The sequence below is a fragment of the Pseudomonas sp. 3-2 genome (assembly GCF_019710535.1).
Lineage (GTDB): Bacteria > Pseudomonadota > Gammaproteobacteria > Pseudomonadales > Pseudomonadaceae > Aquipseudomonas > Aquipseudomonas pharyngis.
The window spans coordinates 2,481,499-2,506,716 of sequence record NZ_CP081200.1 but is presented as its reverse complement, the minus strand read 5'-3'; the positions used below and the strand labels follow the sequence as shown (position 1 = coordinate 2,506,716).

Annotated in this window: 28 protein-coding genes and 1 pseudogene; 6 read left to right on the top strand and 23 right to left on the bottom strand. The window is 61.4% G+C overall.

The annotated features are described in order from the left end of the window. Positions 1–73: 73 nt before the first annotated feature. Positions 74–1,522: a sensor histidine kinase gene (locus K3819_RS11400; protein WP_221399322.1), complete on the bottom strand. Its 1,449-nt coding sequence runs from the start codon at positions 1,520–1,522 to the stop codon at positions 74–76. A 318-nt stretch (positions 1,523–1,840) separates the two neighbouring features. Here K3819_RS11400 and K3819_RS11395 point away from each other — a divergent pair, with 318 nt between their 5' ends. From K3819_RS11395 to K3819_RS11380, 4 genes are all read left to right on the top strand, one after another. After that, a complete protein-coding gene (locus K3819_RS11395; RefSeq protein WP_221399321.1) occupies positions 1,841–3,187 on the top strand; it encodes a hypothetical protein in 1,347 nt (448 codons plus the stop codon). A 35-nt stretch (positions 3,188–3,222) separates the two neighbouring features. Next, a complete protein-coding gene (locus K3819_RS11390; protein ID WP_221399320.1) occupies positions 3,223–5,457 on the top strand; it encodes an Ig-like domain-containing protein in 2,235 nt (744 codons plus the stop codon). Between the two features lie 99 nt (positions 5,458–5,556). Then, a complete protein-coding gene (locus K3819_RS11385) occupies positions 5,557–6,021 on the top strand; it encodes a curlin (protein ID WP_064595177.1) in 465 nt (154 codons plus the stop codon). Between the two features lie 26 nt (positions 6,022–6,047). Next, positions 6,048–7,499: a curlin gene (locus tag K3819_RS11380; protein WP_221399319.1), complete on the top strand. Its 1,452-nt coding sequence runs from the start codon at positions 6,048–6,050 to the stop codon at positions 7,497–7,499. 69 nt (positions 7,500–7,568) lie between these two features. Here the strand turns inward: K3819_RS11380 and K3819_RS11375 are convergent, their stop codons facing one another. Continuing rightward, entirely contained in the window at positions 7,569–8,291 is a 723-nt protein-coding gene (locus tag K3819_RS11375) for a hypothetical protein (protein ID WP_221399318.1), read from the bottom strand. Between the two features lie 274 nt (positions 8,292–8,565). Between K3819_RS11375 and K3819_RS11370 the strand changes: the two genes are divergently transcribed. Both K3819_RS11370 and K3819_RS11365 read left to right on the top strand, forming a co-directional pair. Continuing rightward, on the top strand, positions 8,566–8,772 hold the full coding sequence (locus K3819_RS11370; RefSeq protein WP_085613439.1) for an antitoxin: 207 nt from the start codon (positions 8,566–8,568) through the stop codon (positions 8,770–8,772). Then, entirely contained in the window at positions 8,762–9,031 is a 270-nt protein-coding gene (locus K3819_RS11365) for a type II toxin-antitoxin system RelE/ParE family toxin (protein WP_085613438.1), read from the top strand. The genes K3819_RS11370 and K3819_RS11365 overlap by 11 nt, the downstream gene beginning before the upstream one ends. A gap of 380 nt (positions 9,032–9,411) precedes the next feature. Here K3819_RS11365 and K3819_RS11360 read toward each other — a convergent pair whose 3' ends face one another. The 21 genes and pseudogenes from K3819_RS11360 to K3819_RS11265 all read right to left on the bottom strand — a co-directional run bounded on the left by K3819_RS11360 (position 9,412) and on the right by K3819_RS11265 (position 25,211). Further along, on the bottom strand, positions 9,412–9,771 hold the full coding sequence (locus K3819_RS11360) for a hypothetical protein (RefSeq protein WP_256575378.1): 360 nt from the start codon (positions 9,769–9,771) through the stop codon (positions 9,412–9,414). 91 nt (positions 9,772–9,862) lie between these two features. Then, complete coding sequence (locus K3819_RS11355; RefSeq protein WP_143492993.1) at positions 9,863–10,561, bottom strand: hypothetical protein; 699 nt, start codon at positions 10,559–10,561, stop codon at positions 9,863–9,865. Then, a complete protein-coding gene (locus tag K3819_RS11350) occupies positions 10,561–11,067 on the bottom strand; it encodes a PAAR domain-containing protein (protein WP_085613436.1) in 507 nt (168 codons plus the stop codon). Before K3819_RS11350 ends, K3819_RS11355 begins: the two co-directional genes overlap by 1 nt. A 47-nt stretch (positions 11,068–11,114) precedes the next feature. Next, positions 11,115–11,354: an antitoxin gene (locus K3819_RS11345; RefSeq protein WP_221399317.1), complete on the bottom strand. Its 240-nt coding sequence runs from the start codon at positions 11,352–11,354 to the stop codon at positions 11,115–11,117. A 77-nt stretch (positions 11,355–11,431) separates the two neighbouring features. Beyond that, positions 11,432–11,566: pseudogene (locus K3819_RS29430) on the bottom strand (CopG family transcriptional regulator); the annotation flags it as partial. A 25-nt stretch (positions 11,567–11,591) separates the two neighbouring features. Further along, complete coding sequence (locus K3819_RS11340) at positions 11,592–11,975, bottom strand: DUF6124 family protein (protein ID WP_085613434.1); 384 nt, start codon at positions 11,973–11,975, stop codon at positions 11,592–11,594. 824 nt (positions 11,976–12,799) lie between these two features. Beyond that, a complete protein-coding gene (locus K3819_RS11335) occupies positions 12,800–13,660 on the bottom strand; it encodes a CsgG/HfaB family protein (protein WP_064378912.1) in 861 nt (286 codons plus the stop codon). 29 nt (positions 13,661–13,689) lie between these two features. Then, on the bottom strand, positions 13,690–14,121 hold the full coding sequence (locus tag K3819_RS11330) for a curli assembly protein CsgF (RefSeq protein ID WP_007956141.1): 432 nt from the start codon (positions 14,119–14,121) through the stop codon (positions 13,690–13,692). Next, complete coding sequence (gene csgE, locus K3819_RS11325; RefSeq protein ID WP_221399316.1) at positions 14,118–14,510, bottom strand: curli production assembly/transport protein CsgE; 393 nt, start codon at positions 14,508–14,510, stop codon at positions 14,118–14,120. The genes K3819_RS11330 and csgE overlap by 4 nt, the downstream gene beginning before the upstream one ends. Next, a complete protein-coding gene (locus K3819_RS11320; protein ID WP_221399315.1) occupies positions 14,507–15,058 on the bottom strand; it encodes a type II secretion system protein in 552 nt (183 codons plus the stop codon). The genes csgE and K3819_RS11320 overlap by 4 nt, the downstream gene beginning before the upstream one ends. After that, positions 15,033–15,407, bottom strand: coding sequence for a type II secretion system protein (locus K3819_RS11315; protein ID WP_011333435.1), 375 nt, complete (start codon positions 15,405–15,407; stop codon positions 15,033–15,035). Before K3819_RS11315 ends, K3819_RS11320 begins: the two co-directional genes overlap by 26 nt. A gap of 5 nt (positions 15,408–15,412) precedes the next feature. Continuing rightward, on the bottom strand, positions 15,413–15,886 hold the full coding sequence (locus tag K3819_RS11310) for a type II secretion system protein (RefSeq protein ID WP_011333434.1): 474 nt from the start codon (positions 15,884–15,886) through the stop codon (positions 15,413–15,415). 2 nt (positions 15,887–15,888) lie between these two features. Continuing rightward, on the bottom strand, positions 15,889–17,736 hold the full coding sequence (locus K3819_RS11305) for a secretin N-terminal domain-containing protein (protein ID WP_221399314.1): 1,848 nt from the start codon (positions 17,734–17,736) through the stop codon (positions 15,889–15,891). Further along, entirely contained in the window at positions 17,733–18,251 is a 519-nt protein-coding gene (locus tag K3819_RS11300) for a hypothetical protein (RefSeq protein ID WP_221399313.1), read from the bottom strand. Before K3819_RS11300 ends, K3819_RS11305 begins: the two co-directional genes overlap by 4 nt. Next, positions 18,251–18,799 (bottom strand): GspMb/PilO family protein, encoded by a 549-nt coding sequence (locus tag K3819_RS11295; protein WP_074687733.1) that lies wholly within the window; start codon positions 18,797–18,799, stop codon positions 18,251–18,253. Before K3819_RS11295 ends, K3819_RS11300 begins: the two co-directional genes overlap by 1 nt. After that, positions 18,786–19,331 carry a PilN domain-containing protein gene (locus K3819_RS11290; RefSeq protein WP_064595156.1) on the bottom strand — a complete coding sequence of 182 codons (546 nt, stop codon included), beginning with the start codon at positions 19,329–19,331 and terminating at the stop codon, positions 18,786–18,788. The genes K3819_RS11295 and K3819_RS11290 overlap by 14 nt, the downstream gene beginning before the upstream one ends. A gap of 1 nt (position 19,332) precedes the next feature. After that, on the bottom strand, positions 19,333–20,136 hold the full coding sequence (locus K3819_RS11285) for a hypothetical protein (RefSeq protein ID WP_221399312.1): 804 nt from the start codon (positions 20,134–20,136) through the stop codon (positions 19,333–19,335). Then, on the bottom strand, positions 20,117–21,838 hold the full coding sequence (locus tag K3819_RS11280) for a GspE/PulE family protein (RefSeq protein WP_221399311.1): 1,722 nt from the start codon (positions 21,836–21,838) through the stop codon (positions 20,117–20,119). The genes K3819_RS11285 and K3819_RS11280 overlap by 20 nt, the downstream gene beginning before the upstream one ends. An 83-nt stretch (positions 21,839–21,921) precedes the next feature. After that, complete coding sequence (locus tag K3819_RS11275; protein WP_007956122.1) at positions 21,922–22,455, bottom strand: response regulator; 534 nt, start codon at positions 22,453–22,455, stop codon at positions 21,922–21,924. Between the two features lie 236 nt (positions 22,456–22,691). Further along, positions 22,692–23,645 carry a peptidylprolyl isomerase gene (locus tag K3819_RS11270; RefSeq protein WP_221399310.1) on the bottom strand — a complete coding sequence of 318 codons (954 nt, stop codon included), beginning with the start codon at positions 23,643–23,645 and terminating at the stop codon, positions 22,692–22,694. Positions 23,646–23,660: 15 nt separating this feature from the next. Beyond that, positions 23,661–25,211 carry an ABC transporter substrate-binding protein gene (locus K3819_RS11265; RefSeq protein ID WP_221399309.1) on the bottom strand — a complete coding sequence of 517 codons (1,551 nt, stop codon included), beginning with the start codon at positions 25,209–25,211 and terminating at the stop codon, positions 23,661–23,663. Positions 25,212–25,218 lie beyond the last annotated feature (7 nt).

Sequence of the window (25,218 nt, the reverse complement as noted above, 5' to 3'; positions counted from 1 at the left end):
ACGCGCTGTTGCATTCCCCACTCCCCGGTGACCGGGGCCTGACACCCACTGCTGGGGGAAAGTTCACCCCAACTTACTGAATGAGCTGAAACGCCAGACGAACGGTGGTGCCCTCGCCTTCGCGGCTGTCCAGGCTCACGCCGCCGCCGAAGCGCTCCATGATCCGTTTGACCAGCACCAGCCCCACGCCGAGGCCGCCCTGCTTGGTGGTGAAGAACGGCCGGAACGCCATGCTGCGCTGTTCCTCGTTCATGCCTTTGCCGGTGTCGCTGAGCATGACGCTCACGCCACGGCTGTCGCTCGGTTCGAGGGTGATGGTCAGCGTGCCGCCCTTGTCCATCGCCTCCAGCGCATTGGCCAGCAGGCTGTTGAGGATTTGCGTGAGTTGTACCGGCTGGCTCAGCACCATCGGCGTCTGCTGAGGTTGAAACACCACCTGCACGCCGGCCCTGGCGATCTGCTGCTCGAACGCCGTCAGGCTGTCGTGCAGCGCCGCCACCAGGTTCACCGGTTCCGGGTCGTCATTGAGCGGTCGCAACGATTGCAGCAGTTCGCGCACCCACTTCGACATGCGGTCGACCTGGCCGATGATGTCCTTGATGTTCTTCTGTGCCGGCCCCGCGTCGAACTCCAGCGCCAGCTCGGCGCTGGAGCGAATGGTCGCCAGCGGATTGCGCAGACTGTGGGCTACCGCCGAGGACATCTCGCCCAGCGCGACAAAGGTTTCGTTGGCGATCAGTTGTTTTTGCTGGGCCGCCAGCAGAATCGCCGCCCGCCGCACGATCCAGTACAGCCCCAGGTAAATCAGCCCGCCGCCCAGCGCGGTGGCCAGCCAGATCAGCGTCAGCCCGCGTTCCATGCGGGCGATCAGGTCTTTGGGCTCTTTATAGATTTCAACCATCGCCGTGACGTTCCTGCCCTCGGCGTCGAACAGCGGGATGTAGTTTTCGATAAAGATGTATTCCGGCGGTACCACGAACTTTTGTTCTTCACGGGCCTTGTCGACGTCGTGATAGCTGGCCGAGACCGGGATCTTTTCATCGAAGGCCCGGTCGAGGTCTTCGTCGGCATGAATCCGGGTGTTGATCAGCGCCGGGTTGGTCGACCAGATCACGGTACGGTCCGGCGCATAAATGTTGGCGAGGATCACATCCGGCAAATGCTCGATGTGATCAAGAAATTCGCCCCGGGCGCTGGCTCGGGCCGCCGGGTCGACGTCGGGAAAGTCCTTGTCCTGGCGCGGGTCGAGCAACTCCCCCATGGTGCGGACATTGGGGATCGAAACGTGGCGCACCTCCGCCGCCGCAATCGCCTGGATGAACTGCGCGGTCAGCAAGGCATCGCGCTGCACGCTTTCTTCGATCACGAACCGTGTCGACACCGCCCCGAGCGCCACCGCCACGGTGCCGATCACCGCCATGCTGATCAATGAAAACCAGCGCAACAGGTTGAACGGCTGCTTGCGCGAGTTCAGCCGCTGGCTGCCCTCCTCGACCGGTAGCGATTGTGACTGCATGTTCATGGCGGCGACTTCCCGATACGTCCCTATAGGGTTATAGCCCACGGTTGGGTGTTTGCCCGGATGCGGGGGGTGAACGGCCCCACACTCAGCCGATTTCCCGGTCAGGGAAAAACCGCCAGGCGTTCATGCCCCCACAATCCCCAATCCTGGGGACAGTCGCCCTATCCGGGCATGCGTCCTTTTCCCCCACGACGAGCCTCGAACCCTTGCGCCACGGGCCTTTGCCGCCGGTTGGCCAATCGTTGGTATGGAAGTTGTAAAGCCCTCAGCAACTGACCCAACCCCACGGGGCAGGTACTTCGATAGAGGGATTAACTCATGCACCCTTTACTGTCCAAAACCGCGACCGTCCTGGTCGTGAGCGCCTTGGCCCAGGGCATTGCCCAGGCCGCTCTGTTCGCCGTCGATCCGGGTCCCTACACACCGGCCAATGGCGGTTTCGCCAGCTGGTATCAGGACAGCCACGGTCGCACCCTGGATCTGTGCCTGTCCAAAGCACTCAGCTCCCGCGTACCGAGCACACCCGGCGCCCCGTCGTACATGTGCTCGCTGCTGCCGACCCCCGGCGTGTTCGATGACGCGCAGCCGATCGTGTTCCCCACCAACTTCCCCGATGAAGCGTTCTGGTTCACCGGCGAAACCACCGTCGTCGATGCAGCACGCGGCATCGACCTGACTTACGTCAGCGCCGTCGAAGCCGCGTTCGGCGGCGGCGACCCCGCAGAGGGCGACCAGATCAGCTTCGCCCGAATCCGCATCCGGGTCGACGTGCCCACCGCCGGCACCTACGTCATCACCCACCCGTACGGCGTCGATGTGTTCACCGTCGATACCCCCGGCCGGCGCGCCATCAACATGACCCGCGACATCGGCATCGGTACCCCGCAAACCTACGACGGCGCGCTCAAGGGTGACATCGGGCCGTTCCTGCGCAGTGTCAACGGGCCGTACACCGAGACCAATCCGCTGACCGGCGCGGCCGAACAGTTTGTTGGCGATCCGAACCTCAACGAAGCGGTCACCGGCAGCCCGTTCAACACCAACTACGTACGCATCGAAGGCCCGGGCGGCATCGACCTGCGCAGCACGACCTTCGCCGTGTCCGGCAAGTTGTCGACAGTGGTGCGGCCAACGCCTCTGATCACCGAGCGCAGCACCTACTCGCGCAAGCCCGGCGAAAGCGCACCAGTGGCCCAACAAGACGTGTTCGTCAAAGCACCGCCCGCGCCGGGCACCGCCGCCATCACCAGCAGCACGCCCGTGGTGAACATGACAGAAGCCGACAGCACCGGCAGCTGGTACGCGCAATCGGCGGTCAACCCGACCTTGCCGGCCGTGCTGCAAGTGACCGCCGACAACCACCTGGCGATCGCCACCAGTTCGCCGACCACCCTGCCCATGAACCTGACCGACCTGGTGGTGATCCAGCGCGCCGAGTACAGCCTCACTTCCGGGCAATTGACCGTGGTGGCCTCGACCAGTGACGAAACCTCGCCACCGGTGCTCACCGCCACCTCCGGCACCGGCGCCACCATCGGTGCGCTGGGCGGTGATGGCGCGGTGAAAACCCTGGCCACCGGGATCACGCCGATTCCACCGGCCAAGGTTCGGGTGACGTCGTCCAACGGCGGCAGCGATACCGAAGAAGTGGTCATCGTGCAATGAACGCTCACATGCCCAGATCCGCATCAGGAGGCATCATGAACAAGTGGCCACGCTTCGCGCTCAACGCGCTCGGGCTGACAATCTCGCTGACCGGCAGTGCGTTCGCGCAACTGGCCGCCGTCGATCCCGGCCCCTACACCTTCGCCACCGGGAAATTCCCGATGTGGTACCAGGACAACAATCAACTGTCGATGGAACTCTGCCAGTCGCGCGCCGCCAGTTCGCGGGTGCCGGCCAGCACCCCGCCGGCCTACATGTGCACCTTGCTGCCGGAACCTGGCGTGTTCGATGACAGCCTGCCGATGGTGTTCCCCGACAACTGGCCACCGGAAGCTTTCTGGTTCCTGGCTGAAACCGCGATCCCCAACAACGGTGCCGGTTTCGGTGTGGACGCCTACGTCGCAGGCATCGAAGCGGCGTTCGCCTCGGAAAATCCGGTCGATGGCGATCAGCAAAGCTTCGCGCGGATCCGCATCCGGGTGAACGTCCCGGTGGCCGGCACCTACACCATCACCCACCCGTACGGCGTTGAAACCGTCAACGTCACCACACCGGGCCGGCGGGCGATCAACATCACCAGAGACATCGGCATCGGCGCGCCGGGCGACTTCAGCGGTGCGCTCAACGGCGCTCTCGGCCCGTTCCTGCGCAGCATCAACGGGCCGTATACCGAAGTGAACCCGGACACCGGCGGCGTCGAAACCTTCGTCGGCGACCCGAATCTCACCGAAGCGGTGACCGGCAGCCCGTTCAACACCAACTTCCTGCGGATCGATGGTCCGTCGGGTGCCGGCTCGATTCAGACCAACCTGTTCACCGTCGCCGGCAAGGTCCTCGACAATCGTCAGCAAACCCAAGTCGCCATCGACCGCGCCACCTATCGCCGGACCTCGGCCGGTGTGCGCGCCGAGGTGTTCGCCAAGGCTGACAGCAGCTCGACCCTGTGCTTCCGCGAAACCGTGGCGTTGCTGCCCGGCCCACCGCCGACGCCGTGCCAGACCAGTCTGCTGGGTGACAACAACGGGCTGTTCTTCGGCCAGCGCCTGGGCAACGGCCCCCTGCCGTCGGTGGTGGTCGTGACCGCGTCCAACCCGGCCGGCACGACCCGTCCGACCGCCGTCTCGGCCAAACTCACCGACGTGGTGAAAATCCAGACCGCCCGCTACAGCTGGGCCAACCACAGCCTGTTGATCGAAGCCACCTCGACCGATGAAGTCGCGGTGCCGGACATGGTTGCCCAGGGTTACGGACGCCTGTCGAAAACCGGCACCCTGCAAAAAATCACCGTCGCCGACCTGACCCAGCCTCCGGCCACCGTCACGGTCAAATCCGCCGCCGGCGGCAGCGACACCGAGCCAGTCGTGGTGGTCGGTGCAGCACCGGACACCGGTGAGAACCAGGCGCCGCTGGCCAACGCCGACACCGGCAGCACCAGCTTCGGCGTGCCGATCACCCTCAGCCTGTTGACCAACGACAGCGACCCGGACAACAACGTGCCGCTGACCATCACCGCGCTGACTCAACCGGCCGCAGGCCAAGGCACCGTCGCGCTGAGCGGCACCACGTCGGTGGTCTACACCCCGCCAGCCGTGGTCAATACTCCTCTGACCACCACCTTCACCTACAAGGCCCAGGACAACAAAGGCCTGGCCTCGGCCAACCCGGCGACCGTGACGGTGACCGTCGCGCCGAACCGGCCACCGACCGCCGTCGCCGACAGCGTCGCCACGCTGGGTGTCGCGATCCCGATCAACGTCCTGGCCAACGACACCGATCCGGAAGGCAACACGCCGCTGGGCGTCGCCAGCCTGACCCAACCGCCGGCAGGACGCGGCACGGTCAGCACTGACGGCACGGTGATCACCTACACCCCACCGGCCACCGTGACCACGGCCTTCACCACGACCTTCACCTACATCGCCCGGGACAGCTTCAACGCCCAGTCGACGCCGGCGACCGTCACGGTGCAAGTGTCGCCACGGCCAGCAGCGGAAACCTTCACGATCACCACTTCGACCGTGCAAGCCCGTTCCGGCGGCCGCTTCAACTGGGACTTCGCCGGCACCTCGTCGGTGACCACCGGCAACACCATCACCGTGCAGGTCACCACCCCGACCGGGCTGGTAACGCTGGGCACCACCACGGTACCGGTGACCGGACGCTGGCGGCTGACGCTGAACAACACGCTGGTCGTGCCATCAGCCAACCCGACCGCCACCATCCGCTCGTCCCAGGGCACCGTTCGCACCGTCTCGGTGAACACGCTCTGAGCCCACGCCCCACCCAACCCAAACCGCTTGGCGCGGGGTGGGTGGGGCTGACTCAGCCACGATTTCGGATTCGGGCAGCACACAACACAGGACAACGCCATGAACACGCCGACCGCCGCCCTGCTTTGCCTGCTCGCCCTGTGCGTCAGTGCGGGCGTGCGCGCCGACGACCTGATGGAAAACGATGACCTGGCGCCCAACAGCGCCGATCTCGGCGAACTGCCACCCCCCGTGGGCCAGCAAGCCCTGATCGACCAGAACGGCCAGGTCAACCTGGCGCTGCTCTCGCAGAACGGTCAGTCGCTGCTGGGCAGGATCGTGCAGTCGGGCAGCAATCAGGAGGCGTACATCCTGCAACAAGGCAGCGACCTGATGGCCCTGATTACGCAAAACGGTTCCGGCAACGCCGCGTCCATCACGCAAACCGGCAGCCACAACCGTGCGCAGATTTCGCAAAACGGCAACAACAACGACGCCAGCATCGAGCAGGCCGGCACGGGGCTGCAAAGCGCCGTGACCCAGTCGGGCAACGGCATGAGCGTTTCGGTCAAGCAATATCGCTAAGCACTGCAATCATCGGAGAGTTCATCATGTACAAACTGACGCCCCTCACCGCCGCCATCCTGGTCATGATCAGTGCCCAGGCCATGGCCGACGACAGCCTTTCCACCCAGAGCCAGTTCGGTACGGCCAACATCGCTGATGTGAAGCAGACCCAGGCCCCGTTCAGCACCGCGACCCAGACCCAACTGGGCCAGGGCAACAACGCCGCCGCCGTGCAGGACACCGCCACCAGCGTCATCACCCAGGACGCGGTCGGCGACTACAACGCCGGTTACGCCGAACAGCTTTTCGAAGACAACAGCACCATCACCCAACAACAGACCGGTGCCTTCAACACCGCCCACGCCAGCCAGTCCCTGGGTTTCGGCGCCGGCAACCAGGCGCTGCAACAACAGCAAGGCACCGGCAACTTCTCGTTCGTCTATCAGGACTCGCAGAACGGCAGCGAAGGCAAGACCTTCCAGTTCGGCGACAGCAACGAAGCCAACATCGAGCAACTGTACGAAGGCACCGGCAACAGCTCGGTGATCACCCAGTACGGCACCGCCAACTACGGCACCGCCGAACAAGTGCTGCACAACGGCGGCCAGATCGGCATCAACCAGGCCGGCGAAGGCAACTACGCCTACGGCGACCAGCGCAACGGCACCGGCGGCAACATCACCATCAACCAGTTCGGCAACCTCAACGGCACCGAAATCTGGCAAGACTCGCAACTGGCAAGCCAAGCCACCGTCAACCAGTACGGCGACAGCAACGAAACCGTGGTCGACCAAAGCTTCGGCGAAAACAACACCGCCGCCGTCACTCAGGTCGGTAACACCAACGCGATCTATGCCGACCAGTTCGAATCGGTCAACTCGACGCTGGCGCTGTATCAGGTCGGCAACGGCAACGTGCACTTCACCTACCAGAACGGCGACAGCCACACCCTCAACGCCACGTCGGTGGGCAACGACAACAAGGTCTACGCCAGCAACTGGAAAGGCCCGCAACTGGGCGGCCAGTTCGGCAGCAACCAGCGCGCCACCGTCACCCAGGCCGGCAACGGCAACATCGCCAGCTTCAAACAGGACGGCATCGGCCAGATCATGACCACCCACCAGACCGGCACTGGCAACAAGACCACGGTCAGCCAGGCAGATTCCTACAACGAGCTGTACTTCGATCAGAACGGCAGCGACAACATCCTCATCGCCGACCAGCGCGGCACCACCAACCTGGTTCAGGGCTCATCGAACGGTTCGGGCAACAGCGCCGAATTCGATCAATCCGGCACCGGCAACCAGGCCTACACCGCGCAGCTGTATGGCAGCGACAACATGATCACCGTGAAACAGGCTGACACTATGAACGTGGCGTACGTGACCCAGGGCGGCACCGGGAACATTGCCAATGTGGATCAGAGCGGGATGACGCAGACCGCGACCATTCAGCAGTTTGGGTCGGCTAACCAGGCGACGGTTTTGCAGCAGTAAGTGTTGGGTAAAAAAAAGCCGCGGTCCCCGGGTGAGGGGATCGCGGCTTCTTTATGCCAGCAGGACGATTCAGCCTTCGCTGCTCTTTGTGATGCCGAACATCATGCCGGTGTACCGAGTGGTCGTCGCTGAGTAGTGGAGGTCGCCTACCTTACGCTCGACACTTTTCTCAGAGTCGATTTTCGCGACGGACTCATTAAAGATTTCCATCACGATTTTTTTGTTCTCCTCCAATGAAACGTCAGGATTGACAGCCTCAGTGGCGGCGAGCAGAACAGCTAACGGTTGCAGCAAATTCTCCTGCCCCATGGAAACATTAATGATCACCATATCCACGTTGCCGTCACTCTTATCAATGGTCCCCATCATCGACAGGTTTTGATTGAAAACATGCGAGAACGTATCAGTGGCCCCACCACCCTGGACGTCGAAATCCGCAGTCTTGAACTCCTCCTTGTATTGACCGATTGCGTCGTTGAACGCGTTATGGAACTCGTTGACTGTCAAACCCATGGAGTTCATTGAACGTGCGGTGTTGTTCTCGGCGCTAATGGCACTGGTCGTAGCTTCGACAGCAGCCACTGGCTCAAGATCTTCAGATTTCGGGTTGAGGTAATCAACCAGGGCAGAAGCAAGAAACATAAAACCCAACCCGCCCATGAATAAAGTCCATCGAGTCGGGACCTTGCCGGTCTTCTTGCTCTTGAAGACCGTCGGCGCAATCAAGCCAACCACCGCCACCACCAAAGACAGCAATCCAAACAACGACACCAACCCTATCAGTGCAACCACTAGCTCATTCCTTTTGTTTAGATATACGACTTGAAACTGATGGCATTCTAACCTCACAGCTTTGGAGAAACACACGGCTGCGTCCTACGGAAAACGGAACGTTTTCAGAAATTCGAGGAGTTTTCTGACGAATTCTGGCGGTTGGCCGTCGGAAGTGCAGGCTCTAGGATTTGCCGGGACAACTTGATCCCCATGGAGCTTGGCCTACATGCAATTCATCCAGACAGCGATACCGTTACCGAATAGACTTCCCGGCACCACACCCGGAGGTTCCATGATCGACCCGTCTTTGATCGACCCACTGTGCCCGGTTGTTTCGGATCTTGGTCCTGAGGAGCAGGCTGCGAGTTATGACCGTTGGTTGATCGCCAAAATACAAGCTTCCATGAATGACCCACGTCCGAGCATTCCTAATGATCAGGTGATGGCCGAAATGCATGCCCTGATGGAAGCAAAGCGTAAAAAATACGATGCAGGTTGAGTGGCAGCCCGAAGCTCGGGCTGAACTCCTGCACATTCTTGACTACATCAGTGACCGTAATTTCAAAGCGGCTAACAAGCTCTCAAACGCTATCGAAGCCGCCACGGTTACCCTTACCAAACATCCACACCTCTATCGAGTGGGGCGAACTCCCGGCACTCGCGAGATGGTCGTGCATCCCAACTACTTGCTCATTTACCAAGCGGTGGGCCGGATACATATTCTGGGCGTTGTGCACGCACGTCAGGAATATCCGTGATGTGGCGCTCGGTCACAGAATGAATAACCCCACTGAAGCAAAAAATGCGCTCCCTTTTGGGGGCGTTTTTTTCGCTGGTGCTTGAGTCGTTGATCGTTCCCACGTCGAACCGACTCGGGAAATGCCTCAAGGGACGCACCGCGTTCCAGCTCGCGAATTTGACGCGGAGCGTCCGGGCTGCATTCCCACGCAGAGCGTGGGAATGATCAAACCATGAATGTGGCGTATGTGGCCCGGGGCGGGATGACGCAAACTGCGAATATTCATCAGTGCGGGTCGGCTAACCAGGCGACGGTGTTACAGCAGAAAGTCTGAGGCATAAAAAACCGCGATCCTCTGGTGAGAGGACGCGCGGTCTTTATACCCCTGTGTAACGTCGGTCAATCTGGCATAGAACGAATAATGTCGGCCAGATCATCCTTGGTTATTCCATTGGCCTTAATAGCAGCGGCAATGTCATTTTTTGAAAGCGGGAAACGCTTGAAAATTTCTTTCAAGGTGTCCGCATCAACGTTGGCCAACCAGAGAGGATCGATAAATGAACCGCCATATTCAGGCTTCATGGGTACTTCTTCGTGGGCAATGGCGCCTTTATGGTTGAGATACACCACATAACGATCATGCCCTTCAGGAAAGCTTTTATCGTGATATAGCGTAGTCCCCAGAGGCAGGACATAGTAATTCTCGTCGCCATTTGGACCTTCGATCAGCAACGGTTCTTTAGTTTTGATCATTTTCATATCGTGCCCCTTCGCAATATCGTCAAAAATCAGAAACGCCAAAAAAATTGCATTTACGGATAAAACAGCCACCAGCCACAGGCCCAATCGCCTATTTGTAAACATTTTTCTTATCATAGGGGGCCTCTGTATTCGCTTCGAGCATGGCTTGTAAATCCGCTGGCATGAAAATCCCATCCTTCGGACTACTCTGCGTACGTGCGGCTTGTCTTTCGATAAAAGAAAGACCTCGCATCTCGTTATATTTCGCCGGGTTCTGCACAATTGACTTACCCGAAACCTTTGCCCCTGCGATTGTCACAGTTGTGCAGTTATTTGTCGTCGGATGATAGTTGGATGGCAAGACATACCTTGCTGATGACGCAGTCTTTTTTCTCTGCTCTTTTTGCAGAGCAACAATAGCGTCGAAATGAGCGATCACAGCCTCAGCCTTTGTATTATCCAAAAAATAAACAAAGCCTGTTGTTGTACGCCCCAGACTGTTCTCACCAGAGATATACGCTCTGAAGGAAGTCCAAACGTTCAGCACACCTTCACCCTCGCTATCGAATGTGCCCCACGTCTTTCCATAGCGACCAAAGTCATAGGTAATGTCTTTACTACCGACTACGACATGTAAAGCTGCGTGTCCGAAAGGATGTTCTTCTTTATCGCGAGTATAGGGACCACCCACCAGTATTTCCATATAGGCTCCGGACACGACTACCTGGTTGGTCTTCGTAGTTTTCCCTGATGTGCCTGCATTTTTTGCCGTCTGGGTTGTGCTGGTAGTTTTAGTAGGCTGAACCATTAAAGATGTTCCGTATCTTCAAGTTTCGGAAATTTTATGCTGCAACTTCCTCTGGGAATATTTTCCACACGCATGAAACCATTATCGTCAAGGGTGCCTGTCATTAAGGTTCCATCGGGAAGTGTCAGTTCATACGCCTCGTTGGCGATAGGCTCATCTCTTTCGTTAAGCAGATGAAACTCGACAAAAGTCTTTTCTTTCAGAAACTGCGACAGAAAGCTGGTGGGAGCACCGCCACCAGACTCACCAACGAAGGTATCCGGTGAGCCAGCCGTGATCGTCGCTCCACATGCTGTTTGCGAGCCAACATGTGCAACATCCTTCCCCAATCCGAAAACATGGGGCGCGCCTGTCGTTATGGGGTTACTGCCGTGAACAGGGCAAGCATAGGTATCACCTACCAAGGCCACTGGCATTGAGTTAACAAAAATGGGGCTTGATCCAGTGATGATATTTCCGCCGTGACTACCTGGATCTCCGAGCCTTGCGACTGGCTTTCCTGCCATCAATTCTCTCCTTTGAATATCACGATCTACGGATCTTACCTGAACTTTTATGCATCCTGAACGAACGATATTTGAAATGAATTCTTGCTCGCTGCCTCAAGATTTTCGTATTTGCGTTCCATTTCCTCCATCAATAACCGAATCTCGGCCATTGCCTGCTCATGAGAAATGTTTGGACGCGGGTCGTCGATTGACGCTTGGACTTCGGCACGGAACCACCGGTCGTAGCTGGCGGCCTGCTCTTCGCTTTCGAAGTCTGAAACGATTGTGGATATTAGGGGATCCATGGTGGCTCCGGATTGAAAGTGAAGAACGCGACCTTGTTCTTGGATCGCGTTCTTTTTTGTTTCTGATGGCTCTCAAGCTATTGGGGACTATCTAATGGTTTCTCCGGACAGATCAGAGAGTCGGCCCAGTCCAGCACTGCTTGATGGTCAATCACCCGATCAGCATCCACATCGTCCATCGCCTCCAAGGTAAGTCGACTATGTTCTGATTCGAAGGGACTTGGTTTCTGTACCGAGCTATTCATCGTTCAGCTCGACGTGATCCAAGGCCTGATTTACGGCCAATTCACCCAGCATGAGGATCTGCGCGATGCCCAGGGCGGTCTTGCGATGGGCGGGGTCGAGGGTGGCGGCGAAGTTGTTGAGCATTTCGCTGGCCGAGCCCAGGGATTCACTGGCGTTCGCGAGCAAGGATTCGGTGTTGTAGGCCGGGTTGGCGAGGTACATCGGGGCGGGTTCGTTGACGCTGCCCATGATGTGGGCGCCGGGGCAGAGGTAATGATCGAGGGCGCGTTCGGCGGCTTCGTGGAGTTTTCTGGAGTGGGCGGAGGTGTATGGGGAGGTTGGGTCGGTTTCGGGGTTGGCTTGGGTTTCGGGTGGGTTGGGTGTTGGTTTCTTCATGATTTTTACCCTGTATGACGGTTATAGCTGGCCCTATTCGGTTTCCAAGCGAATAGGTGGCAGCTGTACGCAGGCTGGAAACCCGGGACAGAGCAACCCGGCAGACACGAGGTCTCCTACGCACAGCCGCCATAACAAAGCGCACACCATGAGGGTGCGCAGGATACGTTATGAATGGCGCTTGTGCGCTCTGTTGTTACGCGGGTTTCCATGCCCGATCACTGAATTGGCAGCGACCGAAACAGGCTAGAGCCCGCGCTTCCGACGGACAACCTGAAAACCTTGTGGGAAGGATCGCTGAAACAGACACAACTTTTAAACATTCGAGAATGGGACGCGGAGCGTCCCGGGCTGCATTCCCACGCGGAGCGTGGGAACGATCAAAGCAAAAGCAATCCGCTTTCTGTTTTCCGCTTCCTGCTTTCTGTTTTCCGCTTTCCGCTTTCCGCTTTCCGCTTTCCGCGTCTCACCACTCAACACAATGAGCGTTAGCTCGAGTAAAGCTTTTGACGTGCCGGCCCCTTCGGAAGGCGGAGTGGAGGGATTCATCCGGAGGTGGGAGCGCAGCGACCGTGCGGCGAAGCCGCATGCATCGAGAGGAGGTGCAGCGAAGCAAACCGGAGGCGATGCCCCCGGATGAATCCCGGAGCGAAGGAACCCCGAGCCCCAGCGAGGGGCCGAACGCCGGGGCCCAGACCTTTGGTTACTTTGGGGCGTTTGCCAAAGTGACCCGCCGTAAGGGCGGAACCGTCAGCGGCCGCACCCAAAGAAACGGATATTCACACAGCCCCAAAGGAACCTGGTCGGCCCAAAGGCCGCCAAGTTCACTCCGCATCCGGGTCAATCTTGTTCTGAGTCAAATACCGATTCAACACATCATCCTGAGAAGGCGTAGAAGCATCCCCCGCCACCTGCCACAACCGCCGCTCAATCCCCTGCGCCACCATATGCCCCACCGCCGCCTCAATCGCCGAAAGCACACACAACTGCGCCGGCTCATTGGTCGTATACCCGACCTCAGCCTCAAGCAACTTCTTGAACTCGATGAACTTGAAAATCCCCGCACTGCGCGCCACCGAATAAATCGTCTTGCTGGTCATCACATTCGCCAGCACCTGCCCACTACGCACATCCACCGCACGCAAATTCACCGTCACCTGATCCACCCGATACTCACGGGACAGATCGATCCCCAGATACCGCGCCCCTTCCCCACCGCTGCGCACGTTGGTGTCATAAGCGATGATCCCGCCCTCAAGCATCATGTTCGCCGCCTGCAACGGTGGCAGCTCACCCTGAATGTTCACCGGCGTATTCGGCTTTTTCTGCGACGCGCGAATGATCTTGCGTTCAGTCAGCAGGTTCTGCAGCCCCTCGCGTTCGAGCACCACAAACCAGCCGCTGGCCTGCATCGCGTCCATCAACATCGACGCCGCGCCCTGGGTGACGCTGGTGGAAAAGGAGCTGGCCGGCGTCGGTTTGTACTGCCCGGTCTGGTCACGGAAGCCGTACACCACCGCCATCAGCCGGCCCTTGGGTCGCGGCATTTTCAGCAAGTCGTAATAAGTGGAGGCCCTGGGGGTCAGGGTCGGGGTATCGGTGTCCTGCTCGGCCGGCATCGGCTCGCGCAGACTGCACCCTTGTAATGCTGCCAACATCAGCCCTAGCGCAATTATTTTTTTCATGTCCATCGCTCCCCGGAACCGTCATCCCGTCATGGGTTGAGGCCGTTCACCTGAATTTCGGAAACTTCGCCGCTCGCCCGGTCGGTCACTTCAATCGTCAGTGCCCCCGAGTCATCAACGACGTTGACGATAAAAGCGTCGGTGGACAGGCTCCCCGTGTTGCCGGTGGAGATGTTGTCCAGCAGTTGCCCCAGCAACCGTGACTGCAATTGACTGGTGAAGCGCTCGAGTGCCGAGGTGCCGGCCACCGTCGAGCGTTTCTTGAGATCCGGATCGTCGTGGTCGTTTTGCGCCTGGGCGTTGTTGAGCAGCCAGGTGCCGTTGAGCGGGTTGCCGCCGAACGACGGGTTGACCGGCGTGTAGACCAGTTCGGTGGCCTGGACGGCAGCGGCGCTGGCAAGCCCGATCAACAACCCCGAGATCCAGAATCCGCTGCGCCGTGAGAACGTTGTCGTGTTCATAGTTCGTCCTTCTCAAGGTCGGTGGTGTCCTGCAACAAGGCTTCCAGCTTGCGCCGGACGACCTCCAGTCGAACCGAGTCGGCGGCCGCATAGGCCTCGTCCTTCAGTTCCACGGTGTTCGGCGGCAGGAAGCGCCGATACACCAGGCGTTGTTGATACTCGACGGTCACCAGGCTCCCCCAGCGTGCGTCGGGGCGCTCGCGCACCACCAGGTTGAAATCCATCCGGCTGGTGTCGCGCAGGCGTTCGCTGAACGAGTAGTAAAAGTCGTGGCCGATGTGCGAGATCGTGTCGTCGACGATGAAGCCCATCATTTCGTCTTCTTCGCTGGCGCTGGCGAAAGACGCCACGGCCGCGAGGATCAACGCGCACCACCATTTCCGGCTCATGGCTGCAACGCCTGCGGCAGCGCTGACTGGCCTTTGACCGGGGCCCCGTTGCCAGAGCCGGTGCCGTCGAGGAAGGCTTTCTCGGCCACGAACTGCCAGTCCGAATAACGCTGCATGCCTTCGAAATCCGACCACTGCGACGGAAAGTCCGCCTGCTTCAACGGCACCTCGGTGGAGGCACTGTTGATGCCGGTGATACGCCCGTCGAAACCCCGTTGCAGTACCCATTCACCGCCGCCGATCGGGTCCGGATAGAGCTGACGCAGGTGGTGGCGGGCGTCCGGAAAACGTTCGTCCTGCAGCAGGTCGACCAGTTCTTTCGGGTACTGCGCCAGGCCCGGCGAACTGCGGTAGTAGCTGCGCAGCGCCTGGGCGTACTGGGTGCCGACCCACAGCAGTTGCTTCTCGCGATCGCGGCGCGACGCGGTCGACCACAACTCGCCGGCACTGGCCAGGCCCATGCCCATGATCACGATCAGGAACAGCACGCCCAGGTAGGTGAACCCACCCTGCTCCACGTGCTTACCACTCGGAATACTGGCTGCCATCACGCGCCCTCCCGGTAGCTCCGCTCTTGATGTCGGCGACGCCGCCCGCCACACCGTCCGGCGGTGCGATCAGCACCCATTGGTCATTGCGCTCGGTGATCGGGTCCAGCGGCGCGTTGCGCAGGTAACGCATCTCCACCAGTTGCTCGATGGAATCGGGATAGCGCCCGGTGTCGCCGTAGTAGTGATCCAGCGCCTCGCGCATGGCTGACAGGCTCTGGTGCAACGTGGTCTCTTTCGAGGCCTCCAGGCTGTTGAAGTAGCGCGGCAAGGCGATGGTCATCAGGGTCGCGATGATCGCCATCACCACCATCAGCTCGAGCAAGGTAAAACCCTTTTCCCGGCGCATGAGAATCACCACTCGCGGTAAGCGATGCCGTTGAGGCCTTTACCCCTGGCGAGGGAGTAGACGTCGAACACGTCTTCGCCATCGCGCGGGTTCTGGGCCGAACTGTTGTAGGCCCGCAGGCCCCAACCGCCGTTGTCGTCACGTTTGGCCGGCACCAGCGGATCCCGCGGTATCCGGCGCAGAAAGTAGAATTTCGCCCCCTTGGCGCTGCGCACGTCGCGCACGCCTTCGACCAGCACTTTCAGGTTCGGCGGATAGCCGCTGCTGTTCAGGGATTTCTCGATGTAGCCGGCATCGAAGGCACGCTTGTAGGCGTCGATGCCATCGCGAATCTGATACAGCGCGGTGCGCAGTTCCTGCTCCTTGCCACGCCGTACCAGGGTCTCGGTCAGCGGCGCGGCCATGCCGGCCAGCAGGCCGATCAGGGCCAGCGTCACCACGACTTCGATCAAGGTAAAACCGCGTTGGGAGGCGTTCATGATCAAGGCTTCTCGACAGTTACACGGGTGGTGGCCACGGCCGCTTCACCGACTGCACGAGGCTGCGCGGCAGGCGTCGGCATCGAGTAACTCTGCGAACGGTCCGGCGCCTGGATGTGCATGCTGGTTTCGGTGCCGGTCGGGAACTCCATGTCCGACGGGCTCTGGTACGGCAGGTTGCGCACGATCCGTGGGGTGATCGAGAGCACCAGTTCCGATTTGCCGATGGTGTCTTTGTTGCTGCCGAACAACCGGCCCAGACCCGGAATGTCGCCGAGGCCCGGAATCTTGTTGCCGGTGGCGCCGTGGTCGTTGCGCATCAGGCCGGCGAGGATCTGGGTTTCGCCGTCATGCAGGCGCAGCGAGGTCTGGGCGTTGCGGGTGTCGACCTGCACCGGGATCGTCCCTTGGCGGGTCGGCTCCAGCGGCGTGGCGTTACTCACTTCCAGAGCAATCTTGATCGCCACTTCGTTGTTCAGGTGCACGGTCGGCTGCACTTCGAGCTTCAGACCGACGTCGAGGTAGGTCACGCTTTCGGTGATCACCGGGCCCTGGGTCGACGGCACCGAGGTGGCGCTGATGATCGGCACGCGCTGACCGATGTGGATGCGCGCCTGTTCGCGGTTGCTGACGCGGATCACCGGGCTGGCCAGGGTGTTGATGTCGTTGTCTTGCGCATTGATCTTGGCTTGCGGCGACGGCGAAATCGAAATCCGGCTGGAGTTGATGCCCTTGAGTTGATCGAGAACGGACACCCCTGTGCCGTCGCTGTTGATCACACCGAAAGTGTTCGGCCATTGCAGGCCCAGGTCGAGAATGCGCTGGGTGGCGACTTCCATCACTTCCACTTCCAGCACCACTTCGGGGTTGGACTGGTCTTGCGATTGCAGGAGTTTTTCGGCCATGCGCACGGCGTCTTCGGTGTCGCGCATGGTCAGGGTGTTCAGGCGCTCGTCGACGAACACGTCACGGGTCTTGAGCATGGTCTTGATCATGTTCAGCGCGGTGTTGGCGTCGATGCTGGTCAGGTAGAAGGTGCGCATCACCAGCTCCTGATAATCCTTCAACTTTTGCGGCGAGTCCGGAAAGATCAGCAAGGTGTTTTCGTTCACCACTTTCTGGTGCAGCTGGTTCTGTTGCAGCAGCAGTTGTACGGCGTCTTCGATGCGCACGTCACGCACGAAGATCGTGGCTTTCATGTCCGGACGCAGGTCCTTGTCGAAGATGAAATTGAGGCCGGCGACCTGCGACAGCACTTCGAAAATGGTCTTGAGGTTGGCGTCGCGAAACTCCAGGGTCACCGGGCGGTCGAGCCGGGTGCGCAGTTGCGGGTACTGGATCACGTTGCGGCTCTGCACCAGACGGATGTTGCCTTGCAGCTCCAGCGCGCCGTCGTTTTTCGGATCGAGTTCAAGGATCTGTTTGACCTGGCGGTCGGCGCCGTAGATGTCGCCCCGGCGCAGGTCGCCACGGGCCAGCTCAAGTTTCTCGTCCATGCTGCGCAGGTAGTCGAGCTGGCGCAGGGCATCCTGGGCGCGGCGGTTGTTCGGCTCGATGGTCAGCACCCGGCTGTAGGCGGTACGGGCCGAAGCGAAATCGCGGCGGGCGCGGTCGGTGTCGCCGGAGGTCAGCAGCGCGGTGATGGCTTTGGCCCGGCCGCTGTTGAGCAGCAGGTGCAGCTCGGTGTCGCGCGGATTTTCCCGCAAGCCTTCCTCGATCCGGGCCAGGCCCGCCTCGTACTGGCCCTGCTCGATCAGGTCGGAAGCCTCCTGGTTGGCGACCTGCGCGGAACTGCACGCGGCCAGCCCGGCACACAGGCCGAGGCTCATCAGCAAACGGGATCTGTTCATTGCGTACTCCCCACAGACAAGGTCTGCGACAAATGCAAAGGCAGGTAGACCAGGCTCAGTTCCACATCGGAAATCGCCGCAATCTTCCAGGTGTCGTCGATCACATCCCCGCTGCGCACGACGTAGATTTTCTCGCCGTCCTGCAAGAACACCTGCAGGTCGCTGCGGTCATGCAGCCTGCCGACGAACTGAAACGGCACCGGTGGCAGGCTCGGGGCTTGCACCACCGGGGTCGGGTTGATCGCTTGTTCGGTGACCGTCGCCAGGGTCGGCGCGGCCTTCCAGGATTTGCTCGCAAACAGGTCGCCGGCCGGGCTCAGGTCCTTGATCGGCGCCGCATTCGCCTTGGCGCTGCTGGCGGGCAAGGCGCCACGGGCGCTGGCTTTTGTCGGGCTGGCCACGGCGACTTCGGTCGAATCCGCTTCGTCGCTCGGCGAGAAATATTCCGGCAACCAGGCCAGCGCCGCCGCCACGCCGAAGAACGCCACCCAGCCGGTTATGCGTTTGCTGTCCATTACGACCTCGACAGGTAGAGGGTCATACGGATCCGGCCGCTGAGGTCGGTGTCGGCAATCTTTTTGCGTTGAAACTCGACGTCTTCCACCACCACCGCCGGCAACTGGCCGAGCAAGGCGTGCAGGAAGCGGCGCAGTTGCGGGTAGCTGCCGCGCACCGGCAACAGGATCTGGTAGCGCGCCAGATGGGTCTTGGGATCGACGCCGAGGGCGTATTCGCCGCGCGCCAGGGTGATGTGCTCCTGCGCGGCCAGGGCGTAGATGCGATCGATGGCGACGGTGGCTTGCGGCTGGGCCGGCAGCTTGTTGCGAAAATCGTCGAGCTGACGTTGCGGCACCACGGGCGGGGCGATGCTGCCGTCCTCGACCTTGGCCAGGTATTCGGTGGCTTCCCGGGTTTGCTGGCTGAGCTGTTGCAGCGACTGCCAGCCCGGCAGCAAACCGCCGAGTGCCCAGGCCAGCGTGACCAGCAGCAGCGCCAGACCGGCCAGGCCCGGAACGCCGAGGCCTTGCAGGTATTCGTGAACGATCAGTCTAGGGATTCGCATCGCCTATCTCCCAGGTCGCCGACAGGTTGAATTGCACCGGTTGCTCCGGCGATTTGACGACGATTTCGTGGCTCAGCAGCGACACGTCGGACAGCTCGTCACTGGCCTCCAGCCGTTTGTGGAAATCCAGCATCGCTTGCAGATCCCGCGCTTCGGCGCTGATCCGCACCTGGCCCTTGCGGGCATCCGGGGTCAGGGTCAACAAGGCGATGTCGTCGCGCGGCATGGCTTCGAGCATGGCGAACAGGCGTTCCCAGGGCCGGCGCAGTTGCTGCGAGACCTTGCGCATTTCAGCGAGGTTCTGCGCCTGCTCGCGGGTTTCCGCCGGGCTCAGTGTTGTCTTGCTGCCGCTGTCACCGGTGAGCTGGCGCTGGGTGTGCTGCAAGTGACCTTGCTGTTGTTCGGCCTGCTCGCCGAGGTGCTGCTGCACGCCGAAGCACACCAGCGCGAGCAACACACCACCGCCGAGCAGGCTCCAGCCCAACGGGCCGGAACGCGGACGTGGCTGGAAGTCGAGGTTCAAGGCGCGCATGTCAGGCCACCGCCCGGGACATGACGTACAAGGCGTCACGCACGGTCATCGAGTCGTCTTCGAGGGTGCGCAGGTGCACCCCCGCCACATTCGGTTGCGCATCGAGGCGCGCCGGGGCATGCAGATAAACGTTGAAGGCGCGTTCGCTGGTGGAGGCTTGCAGTTGCCGTTCGCGACCGATCAACGCGCTGAGTGCCGCGTCGCTGTCGCTGCCGCCCACCGAACGCACCGACGACCAGCGCCCTTCCCTTGCCAGCAGCAACACGCTGCGTTGCGGCTCGGCGACGATGAACAGGAAGTCACCGGCGTCGAGGCTTTTGTCGAAACGGTTGAACGCGGTCATCAGGTACGGCTGCACCGAGCGCAGGCGAAGGCCACGGCCGTTGACCAGCGTGCGCAGGCGTTCCAGCAAATCCTGCGGCAAGGCACTGGCGATGCGGTCATGCCCGGCCGGCTCGGCGGACAGCACCAGGCTCCACGGTTGGGTCGGGGCGCCGAACAGGTCTTCGAAGCACAGTTGGGCGAAGCCGCGCAGTTCGTCAGGGCTGCTGATCTGCTCGCTCCACGGCACCAGACAGAAGCGGCTGAAGTGGCCGGAGATCACCACGCTCAGCTCGGCACCGGCACGGGTGTGTTCGCCGAGCACACGGTCGAGGGTGTCCAGCGCCACCGCGTAGCTCTGGAAGCCTTCGTCGATGTAGCCGACGCTGCCCAGCCACAGGGTGTCGCTGCCCCGGCGCTGGCCGAGGCCGACACCGCTGGCGCCGAGCACGGCGATAAATTGATCACGCGATAAAAGTGACACGATTGATCTCCTCCAGCGTGGTCCGACCGTGCTCCACCAGCTCCAGCGCCGATTCGCGCAACAGGCGCAAACCACGGGCGCAGGCCAGGGCTTTGATCTGGGTGATGGGTTGGCGCTCGACGATCATCTGGCGCAGTTCGTCGTCCAGGTGCAGCAGCTCGGCAATCGCCGTGCGGCCGCGATAACCGCTGCCCCGGCAGTGGCCGCAGCCCTTGCCGTGGACGAAGTGGTAGTGATCGACTTTCTGTGGATCGAGGCCCGAAGCGCGCAGCTCTTCATCGCTCGGGTTGACCGGTGTGCTGCAGCTGCTGCACACCAGCCGGATCAGGCGCTGGGCGAGAATCGCATTGAGCGCCGAGACCAGGCTGTAGGGGTCGATTTCCATCTGGGTAAACCGGCCGATCACGTCGAACACGTTGTTGGCGTGAATGGTGGTGAACACCAGGTGACCGGTGAGCGCCGATTGCACGGCGATCTGTGCGGTGTCCGGGTCGCGGATCTCGCCGACCATGATCTTGTCCGGGTCGTGACGCAGGATCGAGCGCAGGCCACGGGCGAAGGTCAGGCCCTTTTTCTCGTTGACCGGGATCTGCAGCACGCCGGGCAGCTGATATTCCACCGGGTCTTCGATGGTGATGATCTTGTCCACGCCGTGGTTGATCTCGGTGATCATCGCGTACAGCGTGGTGGTCTTGCCGCTGCCGGTGGGGCCGGTCACCAGCACCATGCCGTAGGGTTCGGCGGCGAGGCGACGCAGTTGGCGCAGGGTTTCGTCTTCAAAGCCCAGCACTTGCAGTTGCACGCCGCAGACCTTGTCGGCCAGGTCCTGTTTGTCCAGCACCCGCAGCACCGCGTCTTCGCCGAAGATGCTTGGCATGATCGAAACGCGGAAGTCGATCTGCCGGCCGCTGATGCCGATCTTGAAGCGACCGTCCTGGGGCACGCGTTTTTCGCCGATGTCCAGTTCGGCCATGACCTTGACCCGCGAGATCACCTGTTCGGCGAACTCGCTGCCCTGGATCTTGCCGATGTTGTTCAGCACGCCGTCGATCCGGTACTTGATCACCAGGCCCTGGCCGGTGGTGCCGAGGTGGATGTCGCTGGCGTGCATTTTCAGCGCGTCGTACAGGGTCGAGTTGACCAGTTTCACCACCACGCTCGAGTCTTCGCTGATGCTGGTCAGCGACAGGCTTTGCAGGGTGTCGGTCTCGCTGCCGGCGTCGGCCTGGGCGTTGAGCGATTCGACCGCGTGGAAGCTTTCTTCGTGGCGGGCCAGATAGGCCTTGAGGTCGTCGGCGTGCACCAGGTACAGCGGCGCGCCGTGCAGGCATTCGTCGATCCAGGCCAGGCGCGCGGTGTCGAAGGGGTCGGCGAACACGCCGATGACTTCGTCGTTATGGCGCAGCAGGATGAATTCACGTTTGAGGCATTGCGCGAGAGTGACCCGGTCGAACACCGGGGTCGCCAGAAACAGCGTGTCGGTGTCGAGCACCGGGTAATGCAGGGTGGCGCCGAGGCTGGCAATGAACGGCATCGGCGCCAGCTCACAGAGCACGGCCAGCGCATCGAGCACCCGTTCCCCGGAAGTGCTGGCCCGTGCCCGGGCCTGGGCCAGTTGCTCACTGGAAAAGCGTGGCGGGGTCTGGGCCTCCAGCGGAGGATTGACCGACAGCGGTTCGACGACAACGGACAGACGATCCATGGCTTGCTCTCCAACACCCGGGGCTTGAGGCCCTGACGGCGCGGGAGGCGAGTTCGGCGAGTGCCGGAACGTCTATCGCGCCATTACTCCCCGGTGAGCATTTGATCGTCGTCCGGTGCCATGGCCTCCGACCGGTTTCGTCGGCGGTCTGCCAGCACCCAACTGCCATCGTACAACTGCAACGGGAAGCTCTCGGTCCTGCTCTGGCGTCGTTCGACAAAGCCTTCGGATGGGCTCGCACCGGGTTTCGCTTCGCGCTGGATCCCCAGAAGGTCGCAGACAGCTCGGGCCAGTTCCGCCAAGGGAAACGGTTTGAACAGGATGTGACTGACTCCCAGTTGCCGCGCCCGCTCACAGACTTCAGCGGTCGGGTGACCCGTTATCAGCACGAAATGACACGTCCTGTTCTGGCGGACCGCGTCGAGCACCTCGAACCCTTCCATATCGGGCAAGCGGTAATCGAACACCAGCACGTCGGGGGCGAAAGTCTCGGCCAGGCCGATTCCCTCTGCGCCGTCATGTGCAATCCGGACTTCCAGCCCCTGCGCCGACAGATAATCCTGAAGGTTCTGTGCAAGCAGCTGTTCGTCTTCGACAACCAGTACTTTGTTAACCAAGGTGGACTCCCTGAAACCTCAAGTGCCGGCAATTGAAATTCAATGACCCGAACCTGCTGGAGTGCGCCTCACAAGAGGTAACGCACACTTCATGCCAGGCTGAATGCCGGTAATTTTTTGTCTTCATGTCCTTGAATTGAATGGAAATGCCCGCTCGTCCCGGTACCCCGTTCCCCAGAAACGGGGAAGCACCTGAATGGGCATCGAAGCCATTCCCCACTATTGGGGGGGAACCTTCAGTCGTCGTCAATTCGTTCGATCCTGTTCTCTGCCCGCAACTGCGCGAGCACCTGACGACGAGCCTGGGTCTGTTGCTGTCGGGCGAGGTACGCCCTGACTGTTTCCAGCCCTTGCTCCTCTGGGACATCGGCCGCCTCCCTGTGGTTCTCGACAAAAATCAAATGCCAGCCGAACGGTGTGCGCACCGCCTCGCTGACTTCACCAGGCTTGAGAGCAAACGCCGCCGCTTCAAACGCCGGCACCATTTGCCCACGGGCGAAATACCCCAGGTCCCCGCCCTGGCTGGCGGTGACATCTTCCGATCCCGATTGCGCGACGCTAGCAAAGGTTTGCCCCCCTGCGATAGCCGCACGCATCTGCATCAAGCGTAGTCGCGCCGCTTCAACCGTGGCGGCATCGGCATCACCGGCAACCTTGATCAGAATGTGCCGGGCCTGCACTTGCTCCGGCGCGCCCATTTCAGCGCGGTGTTCCTCAAAAAACGCCCGCACCGTTTGCTCGTCCGGGGCCTGGACTTGGGTCAGCTCGGCAAACATCCGCTGCGCCGCCAGTTCACGGTGGGTGTACTCGGCGAACGAGGCCTCGTCGAAACCGGCGTCCTGCAAACGCTGGAGGAATTTGTCGGTGCCACCGATGGCGGTGCGAGTCCGTTCGACCTGGTCGCGCACCGTTTGCTCATCGATCTTCACCCCGCGCTTGCGCGATTCCTGCCAGAGCAATTCCTTGTCGATCAGCGTGTCCAGCGCGGCCTGACGCAGTTGTTTATAGGCCTTGGGGTTGCGGATGCTCGCCACGGCGCGGCCCTGATCTTCCAGGTACTCGGCGAAAAAACGTTCCAGGCGAAACTCGGAAATCGCCTCGCCGTTGACCCGGGCGGCCACCGGTTCATTGTTCGCCATTCCCACCGACAACCAGCCTGTCAGCAGCCAACACAGGGTTTTGAGCTTCATGATCAGGGCCTCCGGTCAGGGCGTGGCAAGAATCGGTTTGTAGGGAGCGACCAGATAAAAACGCTGGTCGGGCAAGTCCACGGTGACCACGTGCGCCCCGCTCAGGCCCAATCGTCGGCCGGGGCCGAAGCTCAGGCGCGGGGTCAGGCCGGTGTCGAAGTCGTGCAGGCCTTCAAGCGCCGCCACCAGTTTTTCGCGGCTGGCGTCGCGGCCGGCCTGCTTCATGCCTTCGCTGAACAACAGCATCGAGGCGTAGGCGCCGACTTGCAGCACCGCGTGCTGGGCGCCGAGGCCCTGATGCTCGCGCAACAGCGTCAGGGCCATGCGCCCGGCCTGGGTCCAGTCGCTGGGCACGAACGGATAAGCCAGAAACACCCGCCGGGAAAACCCCTCCGGCACCTGCAACAAATCCCCCGCCACCTGGCTCGACGCAGCAAACAGGTACGGTACCTGCCCGGCATTCTGCAACCCGGCCGCCAGCCGGCTGAAACCACCGCCGTTGCCCAGGTAGAACACCGAGCGTGAGCCCAGCGGCAAGCTGTCCGCCGCCGGGTCGTAGGCCTGCAGATGGACTTTTTCCCAGCCGTGTTCCTGCAGATAGCGGCCAAGGGTCTGCGCCGCCAGCACCTGGGCCGGGTCATCGGGATAGGCAATCAGCGTCGGCCCTTGCAGCACTCGCAGACTGGCGGTGGCGTAGTCGGCCAGTGCGATCAGTTGCTCACGCAGGCCCGGCAACGGTTCGAAAATCTGCGGGCTGGCCTGCACCGGACCGAGCAACGACAGGGCCCCGATCAGCGGCACACCGGACTGCTCCAGACGCGGCGCCAGCTCGCTGTCCAGCGCCGGGGCCAACGGCGCGATCAGGGCGAAAACTTGCTCTTCCTCGATCAACCGTTGCAGGGCCTGTTCGGCGCTGGCGCGATCCGGACCGGGATCGGCCACGGTCAGGCGCAACTGCCGGCCGTGAATGCCACCGGCCTGATTGATCCGCGCGACGCTGCCGTTGAGCACCGCCGCGATGGTGGCGCCCTCCTCGGCCAGCGGCCCTTGGCTGGGCAGCAAGGTGCCCAGGTGCAAGGTCTGGTCATCGAGCCCCGGATCGCGGTCATCGGCCAGGCGTTTGAGGTACGCCGTGAGGTTGCGCTGATCCTTCATCGACAGCAGGAAACGCGGCATGCTCGGGTCAAGGCGATTGTTGCCAGGGTCGCGGCCCTGCTGGATCACCCGCGCCAGACTGCTGTCGGTGTAGGCCGGGTAGTTGCGGCCGTTGACCTGTTGCTGACCGTGGATGCTGGTCAGCCGCGACCAGTTCAGTTCCGGCGGGCGCACCCCGCCTTCGGGCCGGCCGAGGCCGTCGGCACCGTGGCAGTTGGCACACGGCAGGCTGGTGGCCGGCAGCAACACATCCGCCGCGCCGACCCGCGCCATGATCGGCTCGCCGCTGGCGGACAAGCCTTCGCGGTACAGGCGCTTGCCGGCGCTTTCTTCATCGGTCAGCGGCAACGCGGCCGCGCCGAGGCTGACGCCAGCAAGCAGGATCAGGGCGAGGACGCGGCCGAGGTTCATGGCGCGG